General features: G+C 62.1%; 20 protein-coding genes. 12 read left to right on the top strand and 8 right to left on the bottom strand.

The window, feature by feature from the left end:
- Positions 1–46: 46 nt before the first annotated feature.
- Positions 47–997: an NAD(P)-dependent oxidoreductase gene (locus tag KIT25_10530; GenBank protein UYN97334.1), complete on the bottom strand. Its 951-nt coding sequence runs from the start codon at positions 995–997 to the stop codon at positions 47–49.
- Between the two features lie 174 nt (positions 998–1,171).
- Between KIT25_10530 and KIT25_10525 the strand changes: the two genes are divergently transcribed.
- The 4 genes from KIT25_10525 (at position 1,172) to KIT25_10510 (ending at position 8,953) form a co-directional block, all read left to right on the top strand.
- The gene (locus KIT25_10525; protein UYN97333.1) at positions 1,172–2,104 is read left to right on the top strand and encodes a hypothetical protein; all 933 of its coding nucleotides are present in this window, start codon (positions 1,172–1,174) and stop codon (positions 2,102–2,104) included.
- Positions 2,105–2,157: 53 nt separating this feature from the next.
- Positions 2,158–4,671, top strand: coding sequence for a glycosyltransferase (locus KIT25_10520; protein ID UYN97332.1), 2,514 nt, complete (start codon positions 2,158–2,160; stop codon positions 4,669–4,671).
- A complete protein-coding gene (locus tag KIT25_10515) occupies positions 4,655–7,279 on the top strand; it encodes a glycosyltransferase (protein UYN97331.1) in 2,625 nt (874 codons plus the stop codon). Before KIT25_10520 ends, KIT25_10515 begins: the two co-directional genes overlap by 17 nt.
- 69 nt (positions 7,280–7,348) lie before the next feature.
- Positions 7,349–8,953 (top strand): B12-binding domain-containing radical SAM protein, encoded by a 1,605-nt coding sequence (locus KIT25_10510; GenBank protein UYN97330.1) that lies wholly within the window; start codon positions 7,349–7,351, stop codon positions 8,951–8,953.
- A gap of 58 nt (positions 8,954–9,011) precedes the next feature.
- On the opposite strand, the gene KIT25_10505 is transcribed toward KIT25_10510, so the two are convergent.
- The 3 genes from KIT25_10505 to KIT25_10495 form a co-directional block, all read right to left on the bottom strand.
- A complete protein-coding gene (locus KIT25_10505; protein UYN97329.1) occupies positions 9,012–10,352 on the bottom strand; it encodes a DegT/DnrJ/EryC1/StrS family aminotransferase in 1,341 nt (446 codons plus the stop codon).
- A 234-nt stretch (positions 10,353–10,586) separates the two neighbouring features.
- Positions 10,587–11,678, bottom strand: coding sequence for an FkbM family methyltransferase (locus KIT25_10500; protein ID UYN97328.1), 1,092 nt, complete (start codon positions 11,676–11,678; stop codon positions 10,587–10,589).
- Between the two features lie 114 nt (positions 11,679–11,792).
- A complete protein-coding gene (locus KIT25_10495; GenBank protein UYN97327.1) occupies positions 11,793–13,046 on the bottom strand; it encodes a putative sugar O-methyltransferase in 1,254 nt (417 codons plus the stop codon).
- 188 nt (positions 13,047–13,234) lie between these two features.
- On the opposite strand from KIT25_10495, the gene KIT25_10490 reads away from it, so the two are divergent.
- Genes KIT25_10490 through KIT25_10475 form a run of 4 tightly spaced genes read left to right on the top strand, consistent with a single transcriptional unit; the run spans position 13,235 to position 16,971 of the window.
- Positions 13,235–14,251: a GDP-mannose 4,6-dehydratase gene (locus KIT25_10490; protein ID UYN97326.1), complete on the top strand. Its 1,017-nt coding sequence runs from the start codon at positions 13,235–13,237 to the stop codon at positions 14,249–14,251.
- Between the two features lie 56 nt (positions 14,252–14,307).
- Positions 14,308–15,300: a kinase gene (locus tag KIT25_10485; GenBank protein UYN97325.1), complete on the top strand. Its 993-nt coding sequence runs from the start codon at positions 14,308–14,310 to the stop codon at positions 15,298–15,300.
- Positions 15,301–15,305: 5 nt separating this feature from the next.
- A complete protein-coding gene (locus KIT25_10480) occupies positions 15,306–15,812 on the top strand; it encodes a dTDP-4-dehydrorhamnose 3,5-epimerase family protein (GenBank protein ID UYN97324.1) in 507 nt (168 codons plus the stop codon).
- Positions 15,813–15,819: 7 nt separating this feature from the next.
- Complete coding sequence (locus KIT25_10475; GenBank protein ID UYN97323.1) at positions 15,820–16,971, top strand: glycosyltransferase; 1,152 nt, start codon at positions 15,820–15,822, stop codon at positions 16,969–16,971.
- On the opposite strand, the gene KIT25_10470 is transcribed toward KIT25_10475, so the two are convergent.
- Both KIT25_10470 and KIT25_10465 read right to left on the bottom strand, forming a co-directional pair.
- Positions 16,920–18,056, bottom strand: coding sequence for an AGE family epimerase/isomerase (locus tag KIT25_10470; GenBank protein UYN97322.1), 1,137 nt, complete (start codon positions 18,054–18,056; stop codon positions 16,920–16,922). The genes KIT25_10475 and KIT25_10470 overlap by 52 nt on opposite strands.
- Positions 18,057–18,067: 11 nt before the next feature.
- Entirely contained in the window at positions 18,068–19,039 is a 972-nt protein-coding gene (locus tag KIT25_10465) for an FkbM family methyltransferase (protein ID UYN97321.1), read from the bottom strand.
- Positions 19,040–19,265: 226 nt separating this feature from the next.
- Here KIT25_10465 and KIT25_10460 point away from each other — a divergent pair, with 226 nt between their 5' ends.
- From KIT25_10460 to rsmA, 3 genes are read left to right on the top strand one after another with little or no spacing between them, the layout of a single operon-like run.
- Positions 19,266–20,528: a peptidylprolyl isomerase gene (locus KIT25_10460; protein UYN97320.1), complete on the top strand. Its 1,263-nt coding sequence runs from the start codon at positions 19,266–19,268 to the stop codon at positions 20,526–20,528.
- Positions 20,525–21,523, top strand: coding sequence for a 4-hydroxythreonine-4-phosphate dehydrogenase PdxA (gene pdxA / locus KIT25_10455; protein ID UYN97319.1), 999 nt, complete (start codon positions 20,525–20,527; stop codon positions 21,521–21,523). Before KIT25_10460 ends, pdxA begins: the two co-directional genes overlap by 4 nt.
- Positions 21,520–22,368 carry a 16S rRNA (adenine(1518)-N(6)/adenine(1519)-N(6))-dimethyltransferase RsmA gene (gene rsmA, locus KIT25_10450; protein ID UYN97889.1) on the top strand — a complete coding sequence of 283 codons (849 nt, stop codon included), beginning with the start codon at positions 21,520–21,522 and terminating at the stop codon, positions 22,366–22,368. The genes pdxA and rsmA overlap by 4 nt, the downstream gene beginning before the upstream one ends.
- Here rsmA and gmk read toward each other — a convergent pair.
- Both gmk and KIT25_10440 read right to left on the bottom strand, forming a co-directional pair.
- Positions 22,343–22,990 carry a guanylate kinase gene (gene gmk / locus KIT25_10445; protein UYN97318.1) on the bottom strand — a complete coding sequence of 216 codons (648 nt, stop codon included), beginning with the start codon at positions 22,988–22,990 and terminating at the stop codon, positions 22,343–22,345. The genes rsmA and gmk overlap by 26 nt on opposite strands.
- Entirely contained in the window at positions 22,980–23,864 is an 885-nt protein-coding gene (locus KIT25_10440) for a YicC family protein (protein UYN97317.1), read from the bottom strand. The genes gmk and KIT25_10440 overlap by 11 nt, the downstream gene beginning before the upstream one ends.
- A 118-nt stretch (positions 23,865–23,982) precedes the next feature.
- Between KIT25_10440 and KIT25_10435 the strand changes: the two genes are divergently transcribed.
- Positions 23,983–24,732, top strand: coding sequence for an SDR family NAD(P)-dependent oxidoreductase (locus tag KIT25_10435; protein ID UYN97316.1), 750 nt, complete (start codon positions 23,983–23,985; stop codon positions 24,730–24,732).
- Positions 24,733–24,739 lie beyond the last annotated feature (7 nt).

Here is a 24,739-nt window from a genome sequence, read left to right as displayed (position 1 = left end):
GACGATGCGGGTTATGCGCTGTACCCATCTGAAATGGCAAGGAATTTCACGTCTTCAGCGCTTCCCGGTACCAGGCCACGGTGTCGGCCAAACCGTCGCGTAGGCCGATCTTGGGTCGCCAGCCTGTCGCCGCCGTCATCGCCACGCCCGAAACGGTCAGCGCATTGGCTCCTCCCGACCTGCTGAGGTCGTGGACGATGTCGGCGTCGTTGAAACCGTCGATTTCGAGCAAGTGGGCAACAGCCTCGTTGACTGTCGTGTCCTCCGGCGAAACGACATTGAAGACCGAATGTCGTGGTAGTTGCGCGTCCAGCGCAGCCAGCACTGCTCCCGCCACATCCGAGCCGTGGATCAGGTTGCGTGACTGCTCACCGTCGCCCCAGATCTCGATCGGCCGTTCCCGGTTCACGATCTTGGATATCAGCGACGGCACGAAATGGCCGGACGCCGGCGAGAAGTCGTCGTACCGGCCGTAGATGAGAGTCGGTCGCAGGACGATGCCGGCCTGAATCGTCTGCAAATACTCGACATGCCAGCGCAACTGCAGTTCAGTGTACCGATGCATCCAGCCGACGCCAAACCATTGCGCCGGTGGGTCTCCGACCATCATGTCATCCTCGACGATGGGCCGGGGCAGTGATGGATACAGCGTACATGAACTGATCATCACCAGCCGCTTCAGCCGTCTCTTGGAGGCCGCCTCAAGCACATTCGCGACGACGCGCAGGGTGTCCATAATCGAACTGACGGGATCGCGGCGAAGCACGGCACTGGTCGATACCTGCCCCGCGCACACGATTGCAGTTTCGACATTCTTCAGGACTGCGGCCGCCGCCTCGGGCTGGCGCAGGTCGCACTGCAGCCACTCCGTGTCACGCGATCCGTATGGCGAACGCGCCCGGTAGGTCGCGACGACTGGGCCGACGGCCGCCTTGCCGAGCGCTTCCACCAAATGCCGGCCGACGAGTCCGGTGGCACCGAGAACCGCAGTTTTCACCAGAATAACATCCTTTGCATTCCTACCGCACGGTGGCTGTCTTTCACGCCGTCAAGTTGCTCGGCAAGTTCTGATCGTTGTAGAAATGAGAATGCTTCGTAGACCACGTAATCTGAAGCTGCAATACGTCGCGCTGTGCATCCGATTTCCAGGCGTCAAGGTTCCCAATCGATCATGAAAAACGAGCACATTCTAGGCCACGGCGAGTTCGAGGCTGCCTTGGGACTGCCTATTGGCGCACTCGACAGCCGAACGCGGCAGTTGCTGGACCAAGCTGGCCTCACTTTTGCCAAGGTAGGGGATGCAGAGCAGACGCAACTCCAGGACGAGACCAGACAGGCCATAGACCGTGGCTTCAGCATTGTGGGTGAGCATCGTGCCGACATCTGGCGTGATGCCTGGCAGGAACAGCTTGAGCGATTCGAGGCGTCGGGATTTGACGTCAAGGCGCTCAATCCAAAATTTGTCGACGGTTCGACGGTCCTTCGCTGGCAGGGCGAATACATCCGCAGCCTGTCACCCCAGTTCGAACTCACCTTCATGGAGATTCTGCGCGACCACCTCTTCCGCAAATTTCTCTCCGACGTCGACAGTCTCTACGAATTCGGAAGTGGCAGCGCGTTCAATGTAGCAGCCTATGCCAAGCTGTTCCCTAACATCCCGATTATCGCCCTCGACTGGGCGCCGGCCGCGGTTCGCATCGCCGACCTATTACGCGAACGGCACGGAATGAAGATTCAGGGGAGGAGGTTTGACTTCTTTGCACCGAGCAAGGATGTCGTTCTTGGCCACGGTGCGGGCGTACTGACGATGTGCGCGCTCGAACAGACCGGCGAGCGCTTCGGGCCGTTTCTCGACAACCTGCTGGGGCAGCGGCCCCGGCGTGTCGTCCACATGGAGCCGACGCTCGAATTCTATGATCCCAATTCCAATCACGACCGTCTGGCGATCGAATACCATACCCGACGCAAGTACCTGAGCGGCCTGCTGCCGGCGTTGCAAGAACTTGCCGACAAAGGGCGTATTCGCATTCACCTCAGCCGGCGCTTGCGCTTCGGTAGCCGTTTTCACGAGTGCTTCTCGGTACATGTCTGGGAGCCGGTCTAGTGCCCAACCAAGCAGCGTCGAGTTCGGAACCGACAGACCAGGACAGGCCGCCTTTGTTTTCAGTCATCTGGTGCGGACGCGACACTTCAGACTCCGCGCGAGCGGCGGTCGATGCGCTCCAGAGACAGACCCTCCCGGACTTCGAGCTGGTCGTGGGGGATTGCGGGTCGAGCGACGGTACGCTGGAACTGTTCGAAGCGGCAGCCGCGAGCGATAAGCGCATCCGGATCGCCCATCGTTGGACAACACAATCGGGAGATGCCCTGTTGACGGCCCTGCGGCAATGCCGCGGTGAGTACGTGGCGATCTGTCCGATGGATGGCACCTTTCGGCCGCAAGCGCTCGAGGTGGCGGCCCGGGAATTGGAGCGATCGGCCGCCGGCGGCATTGCCACCAAGGGCTCTCTGGTCGACGGCTACGGCAATGAACTTGACCGCGTCGACATCGTGTCCCTCCTCTTGACCAACTACCGGCCGTACCTGCCTGCCATATTCCTTCGCCGCAAGGTGCTTCTCGCTGTCGGCCTCGATGAAGACGACTGGTTTGGCGGGTCTCTGGCATTGGACCTCTGCTGCAGGCTCTCAACCGACTACGGCTTGGCGTACTACAGCGAATGGCTGGTCGACTGCCCGGAGCCGGCGCGGAGCGTCGTCGGCGTCTCGACCGACGTCACCGAGGCGATCGACGACAGGCTACGGCTGGTTGCACGCGCTTTCTCGGCCGACGGCTTCTTCGGCCGCGGTTGCGAAGTACTGGCGCTGGAAAGCAAGGCGAACCAGCTGGGCATATTGTGGCAGCAGTTCAGGGCCGCAGGCCAGTCAGAGATCGAATACCTCATTACGGCGCCGCTGCGCTCGGTCGTGTGGGGACTGCACCTGTCGTTGCGTATGGATCACCGCACCCTGCGCACCTTGCACCGCTTGCTGTGCATTCGCAGCGCCAATCTCGGCCTGCTGGCGACGCCACTGCAAAGAGTGCTGGCCACGATCGCCAGCATGGGCGGACGATTGCCCATCCATCTGGGATACGCAATCTGGAACCAAGCTTGGGGCTATTGGCTGAAGCGAAAAATTTTGCTGCTGACAATGCCCGGCGAGCGTTTCCACCATGCCGCCCCCTCACGCGAGTCCATGTTCGCCGACATCTATGCCCTGGCGGCGGCCCGACACGAAGAGAGGGGCCAGATCGATTTCGCCATCGAGATGTGGGACCATGCACGACCGCCAGACGACGTCGACATAGACAGCACCGCCTGCCAGGCCCTCCTGAAGAGTCCGACTGCCACCGACCTCACGCTCGCCGACTTTCAGCGCAAGTGGGTGCGGAGACACCTGGGTGACGCCCGGGTCGTGCACCTGAACATGAAGAAGAGATCAGGCGGCAAGATCCGCATTGGATACCATTGCGCCTTCATGGACGGGGACACCATGCGCAACATGATGCGCGACGTCATCGCCGCGCACGACCGCGACAGGTTCGAAATCTACGGATACGCTCCCCGGCCAGTCCCTCTCGACATCGGGAGTGTATTCGATGCGTGGAGGCATACTCCGTTTGAAGCCGACGCTTCGCCCGGGTTGAACGACGAACGATTCCGAGAGCTGGTCCGGTCCGACAACATAGATGTCTTCGTCGAGCTGACCGGTTTCTCACCGGGGCACCGTTTCGGCGCCATGAGCGGCCGCTGTGCACCGGTCCAGGTGAGCTTCCTCAACCACACCGGCACCAGCCAGGTTCCCAACGTGGACTACGTCCTCAGCGACGAGATCTGCACACCTTCGGATTCCGGCGTTGAGCAGCACTACTCCGAGCAGATCTACCGACTACCGGGCTGCTTCTTCTGTTTTGATTACAGTAGCCTCGATGAGCCGCCCGTGGCCGAAGCCCCTCACCTCAGGAACGGCTTCATCACGTTTGGCTGCTTCGGCACCGCCGGCAAGATCGGCAGCGGTCTCATCGAGCAGTGGGCGAAACTTCTTCGACGTGCGCCAGGTTCCATACTGCATGTGCAGAACCCGCAACTCTCACGGGCGGGCAATCGGCGCTTCATGCTGAACCGCTTCCGCTCGCACGGCATCTCGCACGAGCGGCTCAGGCTCGAAGGCGGCGTGACCCGCGGGGAGCTTCTGAAAGTCTACCGCCAGATCGACATCAGTCTGGATACCTGGCCCTATTGCGGCGGCAACACCATCGCCGAGTCACTCTGGCATGGTGTTCCCGTGGTCACCTACCGCGGCAACCGCTTCAGCAGCGCCTACGGAGCGTCCCTGGTCACCGCCGCGGGCTGCCCCGACTTGGTGGCCCGGACACTGGACGAGTATGTGGAATTGGCCGTCGAGTTGGCACGCGACTCGTCCCGGCTCGTCCGCTTGCGGCAGAATCTGCGGCAGATGTCTCTCAAGCACGGTCTGGGCGATTCGAAACAGTTCGCCAGAAACCTCGAACAGGCATTCAGCGATATGCTGGTGCGCGCATCCGCTACCGGGGATGCTGCAGTGTCCCGATCTCCGACGTCGACAACCGCCGTTCCATGCGAACCGGGATACGCCGATGCCCTCCGAAGATAGCACCCAACCGCTGGTTTCGGTCATCTGCTTCTGCAAGGACCGTGTCGATCTGATTGGGCGTTGCATCCAGAGCGTGCTCAAACAGACATACCGCAATATCGAGTTCGTCGTGCAGGATGGCGCTTCCACAGACGGCACGCTGGAACTCCTGCATTCCCACGCCGAGCGCGATGCCCGCGTCAAAATCGTGTCGGCGCCGGACTCCGGGCCTGCCGAGGCCTATTGGAAGGTCCTGCACCGCTGCCGCGGCGAATACATCGCCACATGTCTTTCGGACGAGGAACTGGTTCCCGACGCGATCGAGCAGGCAGTCGGCTGGTTTGCCGCCGCGCCAACCGTCGGCGCCTTTACCTGCGACGGCTACACGACCGATGCCCAAGGGAAGATCATCGGAGAGTTCAAGGCCGGCGACTTCGATTTCGTCGCCTATCTTTTCGATCGCTACTGCCCGTTCTGGCCGGGCAGCTTCTTTCGCCGACAAGCGCTGCTCGACATTGGGCTGGACCGTCCCGGTTGGAACATTGGCTGCCTCGAATTCGAGATCTGGTGCCGTCTGGCACAGGATCACGAGGTTCGTTACGTGCCGCAGCCCGTCTCGAAATACGCCATTCATCCGGGGCAGCTGAGCAACACGCCGCAGAATTTTCACGAGCACATCGACAATCGACTCAAATTGATCGAGCGGATGTTCTCGATCAACGGCTTCTTTGGCTCAGGTCGGCTCCGGGAAGCCGAAATGAAGATCGACCTGGACCATGACCTCCGCCTGGAGCACTGGTTCCACGAGATAGAAGCGAAGATCAACCAGCTCTCGCAGTTCGAGTTCCATGCTCGTGCTCATGAGTTGCATGACGAAGAGAGAGGTTTCACCGAGCGCATCCAAGCTCTAAAGCAAACGGCCCTCTCCTACCATGACCACAACGTCACGGTCCTACGCAGGGCGAGCCGCGACCCTGAAATCTCCAAGCACGCTCGAAAAGAACGCACGTTGCGCGAGTTATGGCGGGGTTGGGAAGCAACTGTCGGCGTGCCCCGGCACGCGAAACTCACCGACCACAAGCTGCGATTCAAGCTCAGCGTTCAGCGCGTCCTTACGGAGCACATGTTATGGCGGCGGCCACAGCCGGTGGCTCGTGCCGTCGGTCTGGCGCGGCGCTTGGGCCTGAATGAGAGTTCTTGCCCTGAGTTCAGGGAATTTGCCCGCAACCAGCGGGCACGCCGTCAAGCACAGATGCATGATACGGCCGCTCGCGTCTACGAGAGCCGTGGCCAGATCCGAGAGGCACTGGCCATGTGGAAGCGGGCCGAAATCCTCGGCGACGCGGCGATCGACAGCATGGCGTGCCAGGCTGCCCTCAAGGAGCCCGAGGCGACCTACGAGAGCATTGCCGGCCTTCAGCAGCAATGGGTCGATCGCCATATCCGCGTGACGTCAAGCGTGCCTCCCCGATTCGCCCCGTTTGACGGGTCCCGCAAACTCCGAGTTGGCTACCATTGCTCGTTCATGGATGCCGATACGATACGCTACATCATGCGCCGGGCCATCATGGCGCATGATCGCTCCAAGCTCGAGGTGGTGGGTTATGCTCATGCGCACTCGGATCTCCCCGATGATGTTCGCATGGCCTTCGACGTCGTTCGCAGGACCTCAGGCATGTCCGATCCGAATTTTCTCCAGCTCGTTCGCCGGGACAGGATAGACGTGTTCGTCGAGCTCTCCGGTTTCTCGCCGGGACACCGCTTCGGCGCCATGGCGAATCGCTGCGCGCCGGTCCAGATCTCTTATCTCAACCACTTTGCGACCAGCCGCGTGCCCAATGTCGACTACATCCTGAGCGACAAGATTTGCACACCTCCAAGCAGCGATGTGCAGAGAACTTTCTCGGAGAAGATATTCCTGCTGTCTCATTGCCTGCTTTGCTACGACTACACCGACGATCAAAGCCCGCCGATCATCGACCCGCCGTCGCTCACGACAGGAACCGTGACGTTCGGGTGCTTTGGCAGCGGCGGCAAGATCAACACGAGGATTGTCGAGATTTGGGGCGAACTGATGCAGCGCGTTCCCAATTCCAGGATGCTCATCCAGAATAGCCAGCTCAATACTTCCGACAATCGCCGCTATATGGTCGATCGCTTCCGCCGATCCGGCATTTCACCAGAGCGCATCCGGTTGCGACCAGGAGCCGATCGGGCGACCATTCTGAGAACCTACGGTGAAGTCGATATCTCACTCGACACGTGGCCCTATGGCGGCGGCAATACCGTTGCGGAGTCTCTCTGGCAGGGCGTTCCCGTCGTTACATTGATGGGCGAGCGGTTTTCGTCGCGGTACGGTGCGTCGCTGCTCCAAGCCGCCGGTTGCGCCGACCTCATCACCAAGACGCGGCAAGACTACATCGAGGCCGCCGCCGCGCTGGCCGGCAATCCTGCGAGGTTGCAAAACCTCCGCCACAGCCTGCGGCAAATCTATAGCGAAGGCGGTTTGAACGACTCCACGCGGTTCGCTCGCGACCTAGAGCAGGCCTACTTCGAAATGATGGGCGCTCAAGCCGGATCACAGGACAAAACGGCCCGCGACACCGAGAAGACGGAGGAACGCGCCTAGCGTCGCCGAGGCTGGCACGCATTCGTAACAGATGGTAATATTTCCGTAGAGTGGCAGGATTGGTCGACCATGATCGCGGGCTTGCTACACGCTTGCCTGGCTTTCGAGTGGCATGGAGAACTCGTGGTTTTTCCTTCAAGTCAGGTGTCATCGAAGGACGTGCCGCCGCTAGCCGCAGCCAGTTCCCATCCATCCGTATGCCTGATTACCCCGCCGTCGGCGTTTCTGCTGGACGAGCGAGTGTTCGTTAGCCTGGGCATACTCAAAGTGGCGGCAAGCCTCGAGGAACGCGGTCATCGCGTGAATTTTCTCGACCTGTCAGGGATCGAGAACTACCTCGACGCCCTTACCGACTATGTCGCCACCTGCCAGGACATCGCCGTCGGCATTACAGTGACGACCCCTCAGCTGCCAGCAGTCGCGGAGATTGCCCGGCGGATCCGTGATGTCCGTCCGGACTTAAAGCTCATCCTGGGGGGCCCGCACGTAACTCTGGTCTATTCCGCGCTTAAGCTAGAGCGGAATCGTGGGGTCCGCGACGGGCGAGCACATCGGGCCGCGGCACAACTCGAGCACTTGTTCGACGTGCTATGCAGCGGGGATGGCGAACAGGCCATTTTCGCAGCGCTGCGCCGAGATGCACCCAAGGTCGTGGATGGCGACGATCCCAAGGGCGGCCTCTTCTTGACCGACGCCATGTTCACCAAAGGCCCGTTACCGGCCCGCCATCTGGTCGACCTCAAGTCTTACAAGTACACAATCGAAGGCCACACTGCGACGAGCCTGATCGGCCAGCTCGGATGTCCTTTCAATTGCGGCTTCTGCGGCGGCAGGAACAGCAAGAGCCTGCGCCTGATTCGGAATCGTTCGGTAAACTCCATCCTGACGGAAGTGGAACTGCTCCATCGCACCTACGGCTACACCGGCTTCATGTTTTATGACGATGAGTTGAACGTCAGCAAGAGCATGGTCGAGTTGATGAACGGCCTGACAGACCTGCAGGCGCGCCTCGGCGTCGACTTCCGCCTCAGAGGCTTCGTTAAGGCAGAGCTGTTCGACGAGGCCCAGGCTATCGCCATGCGCCGCGCCGGATTCCGGTGGCTACTGTGCGGTTTCGAGGCGGCCCATCCACGCATTCTGACCAACATAAACAAACGGGCTTCTCGCGAAGACAATGACCGCTGCGTCGAACTGGCCAAAAAAGGCGGCCTCAAAGTGAAAGCCCTGATGTCGGTTGGCCATCCCGGGGAGAACGAAGAGAGCATCGGCTCGATCAAGGACTGGCTGATCCGAAGCGAAGTCGACGACTTCGACTGCACGATCATCACGACCTATCCTGGCACTCCCTATCACGACCTGGCCATGCCACATTCGACGCTGACCGATGTCTGGACGTATACGCACCCGTCGACTGCCGATCGGCTACACGCCTATGAAGTCGACTATTCCACTTCGGCCAACTACTACAAGGGCAATCCCGATGGAGGCTACCAGGCCTTCGTGTTCACCGACCATCTGAGTTCCGAACAGATCGTGGCATTGCGAGACCACGTCGAAAGAGAAGTACGCGCAAAATTGGGCATCCCGTTCAATCAGAGCGCCACCGCCATGCGATATGAGCATTCCATGGGACAGGGCCTGCCCGACTTCATCCACCGCCATCGCAAAGAGTAGGCTGCGGCGCGCCATCCGGCCGCTGTCGTTGCACCGGGCTGAAGAGAACTCGCAACAGCTAAGCCAACCCTCGCGCCTTCATGAATTCTTCGAACTTGCCGGTAACGTAGATCCGGGCGGCCTCATCGACCGCCTGATGGTTGCCGAACGAAAAGCCGCGCTCCATGACGTTGCTCGAGTGGCCGAGGTTTCCCACCACCCGGTGCCTGTAGAGGTGCATTGCCGGCTGCGCCGCAATGTTGCCGCATATGATCGGACGGGTTTCGATGTTCGCCTGATTGAGGAATGAAGTGATGTCGGCGACCCGGAACGGCGCATCTTCCTTCAACACCAAGGGAAAGCCGAAACAGGAACTGCGCGCCTTGGGCGTCTCCTGCTGAAAATGAAAGAAAGCCGACCACCGGCCAAGAGCTCCTTGCCATTCGGTCGTGTTTGTCCGTCGCGCATCGACGAAGCCTCCCAGCTTCGGCAGTTGCACCAAACCAAATGCCGCCTGCAGCTCTGTCAAACGCAGGTTGTAGCCTTGATTGACGAACAGGAATCGCCTATCGATGTCCGGGTATCTTTCGTAGAACGCTTGTGGCTCTCGCAATTCACGCACCCAACCATGGGCTCGCAGGATACGGATCATCTCGGCGAGTTCAAAACTCTCCGTCACACAGATTCCACCCTCCAGGGTCGTCATATGGTGTGAGAAGTAGAAGCTGAAGGTCCCAACGGCACCGAACTTGCCGACCGGTATCCCATCGTAGTAGGCACCCAGTGCTTCACAGCAATCCTCGATCAAGATGAGATCGCGCCGGCGGCATATGTCCGAAAGGGCGGCCATATTGCAGGGATTGCCGTAGACATGCACCGGCATGACCGCGCGGGTTCGCGGACCGATCGCCCTTTCGATTTCGGCCGGATCGATGTTGAACGTGGCTGGATCGATGTCGACGATAACCGGGACCAAGCCGTGCTGAATCAACGGCCATACCGTCGTCGACCAGCACAGCGCCGGCACGATGACCTCATCTCCAGGCTGGAGGCGATTCTTCGTCGCGACATTGCACAGCGCGGAAACCGCCAGGAGATTGGCGGAAGATCCCGAATTGTTGGTGATACCATGCGCGAACGTGAATGCTTCGGCAAACTCGCGCTCAAAATCCCGCACCTTGGGGCCCATCGTGACTCGCGTGCTGAGCAGGACGTCGACCGCGGCCACGATCTCGGTGGCGCCGAAAGTCGGCTCGTGCAGCCGAACAGCCGGATTGGCGGGATCGAACGCGAACCGGTGATACTTGTCGCAGTACGCGCCGATGTATTTGTGAATGGCCAGGAGGAGTTCGTCGTCCGGTGGTACTCCGTCGAATGCTGGCTTCGAATAGATATGGGTGGGCTGCAGTTCCGCCATCATGAACTATCCTCCGGCGCGGGCAACGGCTCGACGCCGGATGCGACGACCACGCATGCTATACTCCTAGGTCTTTGATTGACGCGCCAGCAAAACGAAGCACCTGTCCGCCGTCCTTGCTCATGGTCGTCTGGCTCGCCAAAGCAGCCTCGGGGCAGGTCCTACAAAATCGCCGACACAATATTGGAACAAACAGCCGAAATCAAAATCGACAAAGCCTAGTGCACCAACACGAGCCTAGCGCAATCGAAAGCGCCGAGCGATGCGTTGAACCAGGCCGGCCCACTTTGGCGCCGCACTCTCGACGTTCCCCGAAGCATGCTTGGACACAATCGACATGACATCGCCGGGTGGCAGCTGCGGTGCGAAGTACTCAGCCATATAGTCCCGATAGCTGACCGTGCTGCCGCGAATGCCGGAGGCCAGCAAATCCAGCAATTTCTCCGGATCGGCAATCGACCGCAAACGCTCTTTGTTCGCAATGATCAGCTCCGCTGCGCAGTCGCCGAGTGAATAGATCTCCATCAGGGAGCACAGTTTCAGGACGCTGAGCGGCGATCTGGGGGACGAAAGCAGCAGGTCGCGAAAGTAAAGTGCATCGCCATCCTGTACCTGGCCGCGCGTCGTATAAGCGAAGAAACGCTCGCCCGTTGGCAACCGATACTCGGCCCGCTGCGGATAGGGCAATGCCAGCCTGCTGTGACGATTGGCGTGGATATCGTAGAGCCGGAAGCCTTGCTCTCGCAAAAGTTCATCCAGCGAGGCAAACGGCGGTGATTGGTTGATCTCCTGATGAAATCTGATCTCGCTGAGGATCCCGAGTACCCCGCCCGAATTCAACGTGTTCTTGCCGCCGACGAGTACATCGAGTTCGGCGCCCTCGGTATCCAGCTTGATGAAGTCGGCATAGGAAATGCGAGCTGCGGCTGCAACTTCGTCAAGCGTCCTAACGGTGATCTTGCGCTCCGACACCGTCATGCCGTTGTCGCGGTTCACAAACCGGCCGAAATATTCCATCCGGGTCTTGTAGAGGCTGCTGCTGGCGGGGAGCTCGGCCTCGTAGAGAGTCGCGGCCCCTGAGGATCGTCCAAGCGCGTACGGTAGATACTTGATCTGGGGGGGCGCGTTGGTCGTCAGACGCTTGCATTCAGTCTCGTCCGGCTCGAAACAAAATACCTGTAATTGGTCACCGAACACTGCCCACTCGGGATTGACACCGCCACGCGCGCCAACGTCGAAAATCACCAATGGTTGGGCTGCGAACACACGTCGCTCGCTGACAAGATGCTCTGTCATGATGGGCGCTAGATTGACGACAAGCCCGGTCATTCAGCACTCGGTCTCTTGTTCTCGATCTTCAGCAACTTGCTCTCCTGCGCCGTCCAGCGCCGTGTAGCTCTATCCAGAATATGGCGGCCGGTCGCCGCGTTAAAGGTCAAGCTGCTATCGAAGCAGCATCGTGTCCGTGCAGTTCATGACTTCCGGCACGTAGCGGCTACTCCAGACATCCTGACACCAGTTCTTCGTCAGGACGATATCGGATGACACCTTCTTTCGACACGGGAACACCTCTGCCAGCACCGCCTTGCTGTCCGTATGATGCGGCTTCAGCGCTGCATTCTCCTCGAACACGATACCGTCGGGCCGCAGCAACCTCTTCAGCAGTTTCGCATAGTAGCCGACCTGCTGCGCCGACATCTCCGGAAACGACATAGTGTTGAGGGCCAGATCGATGGGGCCCAGCCGGTCGCCGAGCTCCTCGAGCAGATGATTTCCAACGAACAGGAAGTTGAAGCTCTCCGGAACGGCATCGCCGGGCAAGAGCACATGACATCCTTCACCGTTGGCCAGCGTCGAAAGATAAACTGCGGGGTAGTAGAGAACACCCGGAAGATCGACAGCAATGTATTCGAGCTTGTCGCCATAGATCGCCCTCAAAGCCTGCCCGAGCGGGCCGTACCCCGGTCCGATTTCCAGGACGCGCACGCGGCCTCTTCGGGCTATGTCCGAATCGAGCTTGTCGAACACGCCGGAACACAACATGCCATTGAGCCTACATTGACAAAGAACAATATCAGGATTTGCCAGCAGTCCGTTTACTTCCACGCCGATCTCTCCAAAAAGACGTGGCGTTCTCACAATGTATCGTGGCGGAACATTGCCGACATACTGGCGGTATTCGTCCGCACATGACACCACTCTCCCATCGATACCCCAGCAGCGGGTAAGGCGGTCAGCTGGAACGACGTTGTCTGCGAGGAACGCGATAATCTCATCGCTTATCCCTTGTTCCAGCATATTGCTCAGCACGTCGCCGTTCCATGGCTCGGCATGCAAGCGCTGATCAGCTCGATCGAGGAAGACAAGATGGAAGCCCGCGAACGGACTAATGAGCCTGAAGTAGTTTATATCGTTGTACGCCCGACGGAAACGAAGCCCTGAAACCGGTATGATGTCAGCCCACTCATTACCTGGAAAGTACAACTCTCTGTCGAGTCCTCGATGATCGACATATTCGGGAGCGCCTTCATACAGCCCTTGAATGCGATCAATGACGGACAGGCAGTAAACGTGCTGCTCCCGTGTCAGTCGGTAATTGTCACGCAAGGTATGACTGCGAAGCGGAGCAGCGGACGGTGGATGATCCTTGGACTGAACAGCGGCCCGCGAGAAGAGTTTCTTGAATCTATTACCCATGCATCACGACCATCCTCACGCCCAGACTCGAGACGCCTTCCATCGTCAAAATTGCCGTGATTGGGCTTTCAAATCAACCGATGCGTGGCGATTCGATAGTGTGCTGGCACTAGCGACAACCCTCCCCCTGTGGTAGCGCATCGCCAGCAAGAGCGAACGCAGTTGAACATCGAAAGGATCGTTAGAGCATGGGCGCACGGGCCCTCATCACGGGTATCACTGGAATGGTCGGGTCGCACCTGGCCGAATACCTACTCGACAAGACTGATTGGGAGATCGTCGGATTGTGTCGTTGGCGCAGCCCTCTCGACAATCTCTCCAACCTGATCGGCCGCATCAACTCGAAGGATCGGATCTCCCTGCTCTACGGCGACCTCAGAGACACGCTCTCAATTCGAGAAGCCATCGCCGCGTCGAAACCAGACTACGTCTTCCATTTAGCGGCGCAGAGCTTTCCACGCACCAGCTTCGACGCGCCGATCGATACCATGGACACCAACATCCAGGGCACGGTGCGGGTCCTCGACGCGCTACGCACCATCGCCCCCAAAGCGGTGATCCACGTCTGCGCCTCGTCCGAGGTCTTCGGTCGTGTCCCCAAGGAAAAACTGCCGATCGACGAAGAGTGCACCTTCCATCCCGCCTCCCCCTACGCGATTTCCAAGGTTGGGACCGATCTCGTGGGACGCTTCTATGCGGAAGCGTACGACATGACCGTAATGACTACCCGCATGTTCACCCATACGGGACCCAGGCGCGGCGACGTGTTCGCCGAATCGACCTTCGCCAAGCAGATCGCCATGATCGAGAAGAACCTCATTCCACCTGTCGTCAAAGTGGGAAACTTGCAGTCGCTTCGAACCGTGGCCGACGTGCGCGATGCGGTGCGTGCATACTACATGCTCGTCACGGTGAAGCCGACGCCCGGCGCCTACTACAACATCGGAGGCAGGCATTCCTGCACAGTTGGTGACATTCTCAACACCCTGCTTTCCTTCTCTCCCTGCAAGGAGCAGATCCGCGTCGAAGTCGACCCCGACCGCCTGCGGCCGATCGATGCCGACCTGCAGATCCCCAACACAGCCAAGTTCGAGGCTCACACCGGCTGGAAGCCCGAAATTCCCTATGAGCAGACGTTACGCGACTTGCTCGACTACTGGCGCAGGCGCATCGGCGCCGAGGGCAACCGTTTCCTGACACGGTAGCGCAACCGCCGCAGCTTTCGCTTGAGGCATTTCTCGCAATAAGGTTATCTCGCCCGATGCATATGGCGATCTCGCGTACGCCCTACCGAATCTCGTTCTTCGGCGGCGGCACTGACTATCCCGATTGGTATCGAGTGCACGGCGGCGCCGTGCTCTCCATGGCTATCAACAAGTACTGCTACATCACCGGCCGGCACCTGCCACCCTTCTTCGGTATACGACACCGCATCGTGTGGTCGCACATCGAGACCGTCGGGGCGATCTCCGAGATTCTCCATCCGGCCGTGAGGGCTGGCCTGCAAACAGCGAACTTTGACGATGAGGAGGGTGTAGAACTCCATCATCAGGGAGACCTTCCCGCGCGCTCCGGCATCGGCTCCAGCTCCGCCTTCGCCGTGGGATTGATCAACGTGCTTCACGCCATGCGCGGCAAGACGATCGACAAGCAAGAGCTGGCTCAGGAAGCGATCGATCTTGAGCAGAACAAGCTCAAGGAGACCGTGGGGTGCCAGGACCAGGTCGCCAGCGCCTTTGGCGGCTTCAACGTCATCAGGTTCAACCCGAACGGCGACTTCGCTGTCGATCCGCTGGAACTTTCGGACGAGCAGCGCAACGAGTTCGAACGCCGCTTAATGGTCTTTTACACTGGGACGAGCCGGCTTTCGACGGCATTGGCCAAGCAGTTGGTCAGCAATTTCGACGAGAAGACCAAGTCGCTCAAGCAGATGCAGGCCATGGTGCCCGAGGCCGTCGCGATGCTGCGTCGCGGCGACTTCGACTCGTTCGGCCGTCTGCTGCACGAGACCTGGACCCTCAAGCGCAGTCTCACCAACGCAATCAGCACGTCCACGATAGACCGCATCTACGACGATGCCATGCGAGCAGGCGCACTGGGCGGCAAGCTTCTCGGCGCCGGTGGTGCGGGCTTCATGATCTTCGTTGTGCCGCCGGAGCATCAGCCTCGCGTGCGCGAGGCCTTGGCACATCTCGTGCGCGTCCCGGTACACGCGGAGTTCACCGGTTCCACGATCATCTATCGCCAGGAATAGGAGCCATGGAAGTCTTTCCCACGAAGCTCAAGTCCGTTCTTCTGATTAAGCCCCCGACGATCTTCGAGGATTTTCGTGGACACTACGTAGAAACCTATAACAAAAACACCTACTATTCGTCTGGAATTCCCATCGAGTTCATCCAAGATGATATTTCCATGTCGTACCGCCATGTGCTGCGCGGGATACACGGTGATTCCAAGACTTGGAAGCTGATTTCTTGTCTGCAGGGCACGTTTTACTTCGTTGTCGTGAACAACGACCCGGATTCGCCGCAGTACCGTCAATGGGCCTCATTCACGCTGTCCGACACCAATCGCCTGCAGGTGTTGGTGCCGCCGAAATTCGGCAATGGCCACCTGGTGATGAGCGAAACGGCAATCTTTCACTACAAGCAAACCACCGAGTACGATCGTTCTGGGCAGTTCACCATCGCCTGGAACGATCCGGCATTGAGTATCTGGTGGCCGATAACCAATCCAATCGTATCGGAACGCGACCAAGGAAGGTAGCGCCGAGATGAATGCCAGCGGCAACGGGGCGCCGCTCGTCTCGATTTTGATGTTTGTCCGCAACGGTGCGGCGTCAATCGATCGCGCTCTGCGCAGCGTTCGCAACCAAACGTGGACGAACATCGAGTTTGTTGTACAAGACGCTGTCTCTACCGACGGCACGCTGGAAAAGTTGCGCGCCCTCGGCTCGACTCTCAAGCTAGTCTCGGCACCCGACCGCGGACCCAACGAAGGCCTTTGGCGCGCATTGAACCGCTGCCAAGGGGAATTTATTGGTTCCTGCCTTGCCGACGAAGAATTGCTCCCAAATGCGGTGGAGCATGCGGTTCGAGTGTTGCTCGCCAATCCTCAAGCCGGGGCGATCACGGGAGACGCGATCATTACAGACATTGCGGGCCGCGAGACTGGGTTCTGGCGAAGCGGCCCCTTCAATTTCATAGACTACTTGATGTGCGACTACACGCCGTACTTCGTTTCGAGTTTCTTTCGACGAAGCGCGTTGATCGATGCAGGCTTAACTTCGGCAAAATGGGGCAAGACATGTGTCGAGTTCGAGCTCTGGTGTCGCCTGGCAACAGTACGACAGATACTCTACACGCCAGAAACTCTTGCCAAATATGCGGCACATCCTGGCCAGAGCAGCAACAACGGAGAGGAAGTCGCGGTTCAATTCGCTGGCCGTCTTGAGCACATCGATATTGTATGTCGATCAGGAGGGCTCGTCGATGATTCCCCTTCCTACCGTGAATTATTCGCTTGGGGCAATGCGCGACGATTCATTGAACACGCGCTCAGCGTAGGGAGACCAGAGACGGCACGCACGGTCCATCGGATCACGAGAGAATTCCTCAGCCGTTTCTCAACTGATCCGCTGCATGGGCGGCAGACCGATCGATCGAACATTCTTGGCGGTCTGCTGGCCATTGTTCGACGCCGTTCTCCTAATGCCGACATACTGCTTCCGCCGCCGCCACAAGCAACGGTCAAGGCGAGCATGTATCGAAAGCTTGCGAACCGCTATGAGGCGCTGGGCCGCCTTTCCGAAGCACTCGAAATGTGGCGGGCGATTGCACGGCTCGGCGGCTTGGCCCCCGACAGCGGCATAGGCTACACAGTCGCAGAAAGTCGGTCGAATTCATCTACTGCGCAAAGCACGTGATATAGGGTGCTCGCCGGCATGAAATCGGTGGCGGGCTTCCCGTCGGCATCGACCCGGTCCATCCACCCCCCGACGAAGCCGCGCGCCAGGAATTGGTCCATCAGCTTCCCCGCCAATACCGTTGCTTTGTCCGCCGCTCCCCGCCGGCCGGACATAGCCTCGACAACATTGGCCTTGATGGCTTCCGTCATTGGCCAGGCGCGATGCGAAGCGGTGCGCACTGTGCCGTCATCCAACAGTTCGTCGACAACTAGGCCGGCGGCGTCATAACCGTGGCGATCAGCGTGCGAGTAGAGCGCATCGCAAAACGGACGCAGGACCTCGCCGCTCGCACGCTCGAACCAGCGCAAGAGCCACACCCATTCGTAGTGATGGCCGGGCTCACAAATGCGACCCTTGACTCCCGTAGCCGGCTCAAGGCGTTCGTCGAAATACTCTGCGAGTATACCGTGAGGGCGCTGGAAGAAATGATCCCGAAACAGTCCAACGAGCTCCTTTGCGCGACGTAGGTAGCGTTCGTCGCCCGAAGCCGTCCATAGCGACAGCAAACCCTCGAACAGATGCATGTGCGGGTTCTGGCGTCGCAGATTGTCGGTTGCGGGAAGCGCATCCAGATAGCCGCCAACGGGTCCGGTCATCGCCGCATCGATGAAGTCGAGCGTCTCATCGGCGATGCTGAGTGCCTCCCTCCTATTCGTCGTCTGTACATATGATGCAACTGCAAGCAAGACGAAGGCGAGAGCATACAAATCTCGCTTGGCGTCGGCGATCGAGCCATCGCGATGAATCGCACATACCCAACCTTCGGCACCGTCGGGGCGGTGATACTCCCGCCGCATGGTGGCGAAGCCGACCTCGACGAGTTCGGCCGCCTTTGGATACCAGCCCCGGCGAGCGGCGAGTCCATAGCTATAAATCTGGCGTGCCTGAACAAGAAGGCGAATGGGGACGTCTACGACCGGCCGACCATCCAGAGTCAAACGCTCCTCGAAGCGCCCGTGCTCGCGGTCGAAGCCACGTGTGGCCCAAAGCGGAAGCGCGTGATCTATCGCCCACGACCTCAGCCGATCCGCTGCCGCCTTCACACTTCCTGGCCTCACGCTAGCCGTCCCCCGGGAAGTTGAATGAGCTTCTCCGTAGGGCAGGCGACCACGTTCGACGACAGGTGCTCGTCGTCGGTCATGGCCACCAGCAGCCCGCTGGATGGCGAAAACACGAGGATCTCGTAGCCGAACTGCTCGCGCAGCATGGACAGCAGTGCCTTGGCGCTATGGCCCTGCGCCCGCAGCGCACCGTCGTTTATTTCCATCAGCATGACGGGGCGCATGCGCTTGATCACCGCGCCCGCACCCGCCACCACGCTCGCCTCGGCCCCCTCCACGTCGATCTTCACGAAATCGAGCCGGGTCAGCTTCAGGTCGGTCGCGATCTGATCGAGGGTTTCGACCCGGATCCTTTCGAGGCTGGCAGCGACGACGTCGTCGTGCGCGAACTTGCCGAGCGTGTTGTGGCCGGAATGCACGCCGTGGGCCAGCCGCAGATCGGCCATGCCGCGCGTCGCGCCGAGCGCCGCCTCGACGACCGTGATGTTGCGGATGCCGTTGCGCTCGAGGTTGCGCACGAGGTTCAGGCGCTCGCGCTCGCTCGGCTCGATGGCGACCACGTGGCCGGTCGGGCCGACCTTGCGGGCGGCGAACAACGAGTAATATCCGTCGTTGGCGCCGACGTCGACGAACACCATGCCGGGCTGCAGCAAACGATCGAGGAAGGCGAATTCGTTGGGCTCGAACGAACCGCAGACATACAGGCACAGGCTGTTGTCGTTGCCCAGGGTCACGTCGACCATGGTTCCACCATGCCAGGGCAGGATCAGCGGCACGTCGATGCTGCTCTTCGAGGCGGCCTCCCACAAGGCGCCGCGCCGGCACGCCAGCCAGCGACGCTGATCGTAGTATTCCTCGGCAAAACGCCACCCGGGGCGCTGCGCGATGCGGGGGATACCCGGCGCGAGAAGCGCCGCATAAGCGGCGCCGACCGCCGGCAGATGCTCGATCAGCCAGCGCCCCATGTTGTCCAGATGATAGCCTACGCCTGACGCAATCATGTCCCACGCGCTTAGTCTGACAATCGGTCGGCGGGCTGTATCCATGGCAGGCGTGGCGGCATTCTCGTTCGGCAATCGGGCTAAACCACTCGCCCCATACCGTCAAGGATACCACGGCCGGCTTGCAGTTCCGTTGCGGCATCGCGGCCTCCGAATATAATGGAGGTCCCTCCGGCATCGCATCGGTTCAATGTCAGCGCTGTTGCTCCGCGCCATCCTCGTAGTCATCCTCGCCCTCGGACCCGGTCTGGCCGCGTCCCAGAGTCTGCGCGTTGTCGCGCGCGTGAACGACGACGCGGTCACGGATTTCGAACTCGACCAGCGTATCCTGTTCGCCATCCGGACCGCCGGCCTCCAGGATTCACCCGATCTTCGTCAGCGCCTGCGCCCGCAGATTCTGCGCCAGATGATCGACGAACGCCTGCAGATCCAGGACGCCAGGCGGCTCGGCCTGCGCGCCACCGAGGCCGAGATCAACCAGCGCGTCGGCGACATCGAGCGCAACGCCGGCATGGCACCCGGCCAGTTCCGTCAATACGTCCAGAGCATCGGCGTGCCCTACGACATCGCCCTCCACCAGATCGAGGCTTCGATCGCCTGGTCCAAGATCGTCCGCCGGCGGGTGCGCCCGCAGGTCGACGTATCCGAGGGCGAGATCGACGATGCTCTTGCCCGCATCCGCGGCAATGTCGGCAAGACGGAATCGCGCGTCGCTGAGATTTTCGTGCCGATCGACCGGGTCGATCAGGCCGACGAGGCGCGGCGGGCGGCCGACCGCATCATGGAGCAACTGCGCCGCGGCGCGCCATTTGCCGCTGTCGCCCAGCAGTTCTCGCAGGGTGCCACGGCTCAAGCCGGCGGCGACCTCGGCTGGATATTGCCGGGATCTCTCGACCCGACACTCGACGCGGCGATCGAGAAACTGCCGCTGCGCCAGCCATCCGATCCGGTGCGCTCGCCCTCGGGCTGGCACATCCTTTACGTCATCGACCGCCGGCCGTTCGCCACGGCGCGTCCCGACGATGTCAGGCTCAACCTCGTTCAGATGACGCTCGCCCTGCCGATCAATGCCAGCGAACGGGAGGCCAGCGAGGCCATGGCCGAGGCGCAGAAGGCCCTGACCGGCGTGCGCCAGTGCGGTGACCTTCACCAGCGGGCCCGCGAATTGAAGGGCGCCACCACGGGCGACCTCAATGGCATCCGGGTCGGCGACCTGCGCAGCAATCCGCAGATGTTCGAGCAGATCCCGCGTCTCGCCCCCGGCGGTACGGCCGGCCCCTTCCGGGTTGCCGAGGGGCTCCAGGTGGTGGCCCTGTGCAGCAAGGAGGGTACCGACGGCCTGCCGACCCGTGACGCCATTTCCCAACAGATCCTGATCCAGAAGCTCGAGGCGGCAGCCCGCCGCTACATGCGCGACCTGCGGCGGCTCGCCACGGTCGATATCCGGCAATGACCGCCCCTCTGCCGCTCGCCGTCACCATGGGCGAGCCGGCCGGTGTGGGTGGCGAACTGACCCTGCGGGCCTGGCAGGCCCGCCGTGGCGGCGGTCGCCCCTTCCTGGCCCTCGACGACCCCGAGCGGCTGTCCGCCCTGGCGGCCCGGCTCGGGCTTACGGTCCCGGTCCGCACGATCGCGCGAGCCGCCGAGGCTTCCGGCGTCTTCGCCGGCGCGCTGCCGGTCCTGCCGGTACGGCTCCGGGCCGCCTGCCGGCCCGGCCGGCCCGATCCGGCGAACGCCCCTGCCACTCTCGAGGCCATCGAAATGGCCGTGCGGCTCTCCCAGGCCCGCGAGATCGCCGGCATGGTGACCAATCCAATCCAGAAGAAGACGCTGCAGGAGGCGGGCTTCCGCCATCCCGGCCATACCGAGTTCCTGGCCGAGTTGGCGGGTGGCAAGCCCGTGGCGATGATGCTCGCCTGCCCCGAACTGCGGGTCGTGCCGGTCACCATCCACCTCTCGCTGGCCGAGGCGGTGCACGCATTGACGACCGAGGCCATCGTCGCGGCGGGTCGCGTCGCGGCAGCCGGCCTGACGGCCCTGTTCGGCATTGCGGCCCCCCGCCTCGCCGTGGCCGCCCTCAATCCGCATGCCGGCGAGCAGGGCACGATGGGTGACGAGGAGACGCGCATCATCCGACCGGCCATCGAGGCGCTGCGCCGGGAAGGCATCGCGGTCGAGGGGCCGGCACCGGCCGACACGCTGTTCCATCCCGCCGCGCGGAAACGCTACGACGCCGCGCTCTGCATGTATCACGACCAGGCGCTGATCCCGATCAAGACCATCGACTTCACGGGCGGCGTCAACGTCACGGTCGGCCTGCCCTTCGTGCGCACCTCGCCCGACCATGGCACGGCGCTCGACATCGCCGGTACCGGCACGGCCGATCCGGCGAGCCTGATCGCCGCCATCGACATGGCCGACGACATGGCACGCCGACGCGGGGACTGACGCTGAACGTCGACGACTTGCCGCCGCTGCGCGACACCATCGCCGCCCACGGCCTCGACGCGCGCAAGAGGCTCGGCCAGCACTTCCTGCTCGACCTCAACTTGACGCGACGCATCGCCCGGGCCGCCCAGCCGCTCGACCGAGGCACCATCGTCGAGGTCGGGCCGGGTCCCGGCGGGCTGACCCGCGCGCTGCTGATGGAGGGCGCGGCGCGGGTCGTCGCGATCGAGGTCGATCCGCGCGCCATCGCCGCTCTGAGCGAACTCAAACAAGCCGCCGACGGGCGCCTCGCGGTGGTCGAGGCGGACGCCCTCGAGCTCGACGTCGCGGACCTCGGTCCCGCCCCGCGCCGCATCGTCGCCAACCTGCCCTACAACGTCTCGACCGCGTTGCTGGTGCGCTGGCTGCACCGTGCCGACGCCGTCGCCGACATGGTGCTGATGTTCCAGAAGGAGGTGGTCGACCGCCTTGCCGCGCGCCCGCGCAGCAAGGACTATGGCCGCCTGTCCGTGCTTGCTCAGCATGTCTGCGAGGTGCGCCGCCTGTTCGACATTGCGCCGTCGGCCTTCGTGCCCCCGCCCCAGGTCACGTCGAGCGTGGTTCGATTGACTCCGCGGCCGGCGGCGGAGCGCCTCGCCGACCTCGCGCCGCTCGAGCGCGTCACGGCGGCAGCCTTCGGCCAGCGCCGCAAGATGCTGCGCCGTTCGCTCGCCGGCCTGTTCGACGATGCCGAAGCGGTGCTGGCGCGGCTCGGCGTCGCCGGCACGGCGCGCGCCGAGGAGCTCGAGGTCGCCACTTTCGTCGCCCTCGCCGACGCGCTCAGCGGCCCTCGCGCAGCGCCTTGACGAACCCCGACAGCCCGACCTGACGCTCGAGCTTCAGGCGCTCGGCGGTGAGGATCGCCTTGAGGTTGCTCAGACTCGTGCCGATGTCGCGGTTGACGATGACGTAATCATACTCCGCGTAGTGACTCATTTCGTCGGCGGCCTTGCCCATGCGCTGCGCGACGATCTCCTTCGAATCCTGCGCGCGCGTCAGCAGGCGCTTCTCCAGGTCGCGCGTCGACGGCGGCAGGATGAACACCGTCACCAGGTCGCCCTTGACCTTCTTTGCCGGGTCTTTGAGCTGCTGGGTGCCCTGCCAGTCGATGTCGAACAGCACATCCTTGCCGGCGCTCAAGGCCCGCTCGACGGGCTCCTTCGGCGTGCCGTAGTAGTGGCCGAACACCCGCGCGTGCTCGAGGAACTCACCGCGCTCGATCATGCCGCTGAAGCTCGATGTGTCGATGAAGCGATAGTCCACGCCGTCGTGCTCGCCCGGCCGCTTCTGGCGGGTGGTGCAGGACACGCTGAGCTGGATCTGGGAGTCGTTGTCGAGCAGCTGCCGCGACAGTGTCGTCTTGCCGGCGCCGGAGGGAGAGGAGAGAACGAGCATCAGCCCGCGGCGCTGGATCGCTTCATTCGACATTCTGCACTTGCTCCCGCAGGCGTTCGACGGCGCCCTTCAGATCGATGCCGATGCGCGTCAGCTCGATGTCGGCCGACTTGGAACAGAGCGTATTGGCCTCGCGGTTGAACTCCTGGCACAGGAAATCGAACTTGCGCCCCACCGGGTTGTCGGACCGGGCATCCTTCAGCAGCGAACGCGCCTGGGCGATGTGGGCGGCCAGCCGGTCGAGCTCCTCGCGCACGTCGGCCTTGCCGACCTGCAGCGCCACCTCCTGGGCAAAGCGCTCCTCCGAGAGCGGCGGCGCGCGCTCGAGCAGTTCCCGGAGCTGGCCGTCGAAGCGCTCGCGCACCGTGCCGAGCTGCGACTGCGCCCGATCGGCCGCACGCCCGCACAACCCGTCGATCTCCTCGATGTGGCCGCCGATCACCGACGCCAGCGCCTTGCCTTCGGCGGCCCGCGCCGACGCCAACGCCTTCAGCGCCTCGTCGAGCGTGGTCAGCAGCGCCTTGTCGAGCGCCGCCAGGGCCTCCTCGCTCTCCTCTCCCGCGTCTTCCTCCTCGATGACGCCGCGAACCCGCAGCAGGCCGTCGGCGGACGGCGGCGCGGCGCCCGTGGTCCTGCGCACCTCCTCGACCAGCGCGCCGAGTTCGGCGAGCAACGCGCGGTTGATACGCAGCGGCTTGGCGGAGCGTTCGGTGGTGAAGGTGAGGCCGAGCGAGACATTGCCGCGCCTGAGCCGGCCGCCGGCGGCGGTGCGCGCGACGTTCTCCAGCCGCTCGAAGCCCTGCGGCACCCTGCAGCGCACCTCGAGATTGCGGCCATTGACGCTGCGCGCCTCCCACACCCAGCGGCGCCGCTCATCCGCCCCCTGCGCCCTGGCGTATCCCGTCATGCTGGCAATCAAGACATTCGCTCCGACACTCGTTCCGCTGGCCGCCGCACGGTGCGGCCCCCTAGTATCGCACGAGCCACGCAGGCACAACGCGCCGACCGCCGAAGGTTATCCACCCATGAAACGCTTCACCAACATCGTCGTCACCGGCGCTTCGAGCGGCATCGGCGAGGCGCTCGCCCGCGACTATGCCGCGCCCGGCATCGCCCTTGCGCTCTCCGGACGCGACCCTGTGCGCCTCCACGCCGTAGCCGATGCCTGCCGCGCCAGAGGAGCGACGGTCGACGCCCGCGTCATCGATGCCGCCGACCGCGAGGCGATGGCCGCCTGGCTCGCGGGCTTCGACGCCGCGCATCCCGTCGACTTGGCCGTCGCCAACGCCGGCATCTCGATCGACAAGGACAATTCCTCGCTCGACGACTTCGCCATCGTGCGCAAGACCATGGACGTCAACATCGGCGGGGTTCTCAACACCGTCGAGCCGCTGGTCCGCAAGATGATGGACCGCAAGGCCGGGCAGATCGCCATCGTCTCGTCGCTGGCGAGCTTCATCGGCCTGCCCTACTCGGCGTCCTACAACGCCAGCAAGGCGGCGGTGCGGGTCTGGGGCGAGAGCATCCGCTATCCCCTGAAAAAGTTCGGCATCGGCGTCAGTGTCGTCTGCCCCGGTTTCGTCGCCACGCCCATGACGGCGCAAGCCCCCTTCCCGATGCCGTTCCTGATGTCGGCCGAGCGCGCCTCCGCCATCATCCGCCGCGGCCTCGAGCGCAACCACGCACGCATCGCCTTCCCGATCGGCACCAAGGCCGCCGTCTGGCTGGGCGCGACCCTGCCGGGACGCTGGACTGCTCGCCTGCTGGGCGCCTGACTTTCGG

The sequence above is a fragment of the Enhydrobacter sp. genome (assembly GCA_025808875.1).
In the GTDB taxonomy this organism is placed as follows: domain Bacteria; phylum Pseudomonadota; class Alphaproteobacteria; order Reyranellales; family Reyranellaceae; genus Reyranella.
Note: the sequence above shows the minus strand (reverse complement) of the source record. Positions and strands in the feature narration are given on the sequence as shown.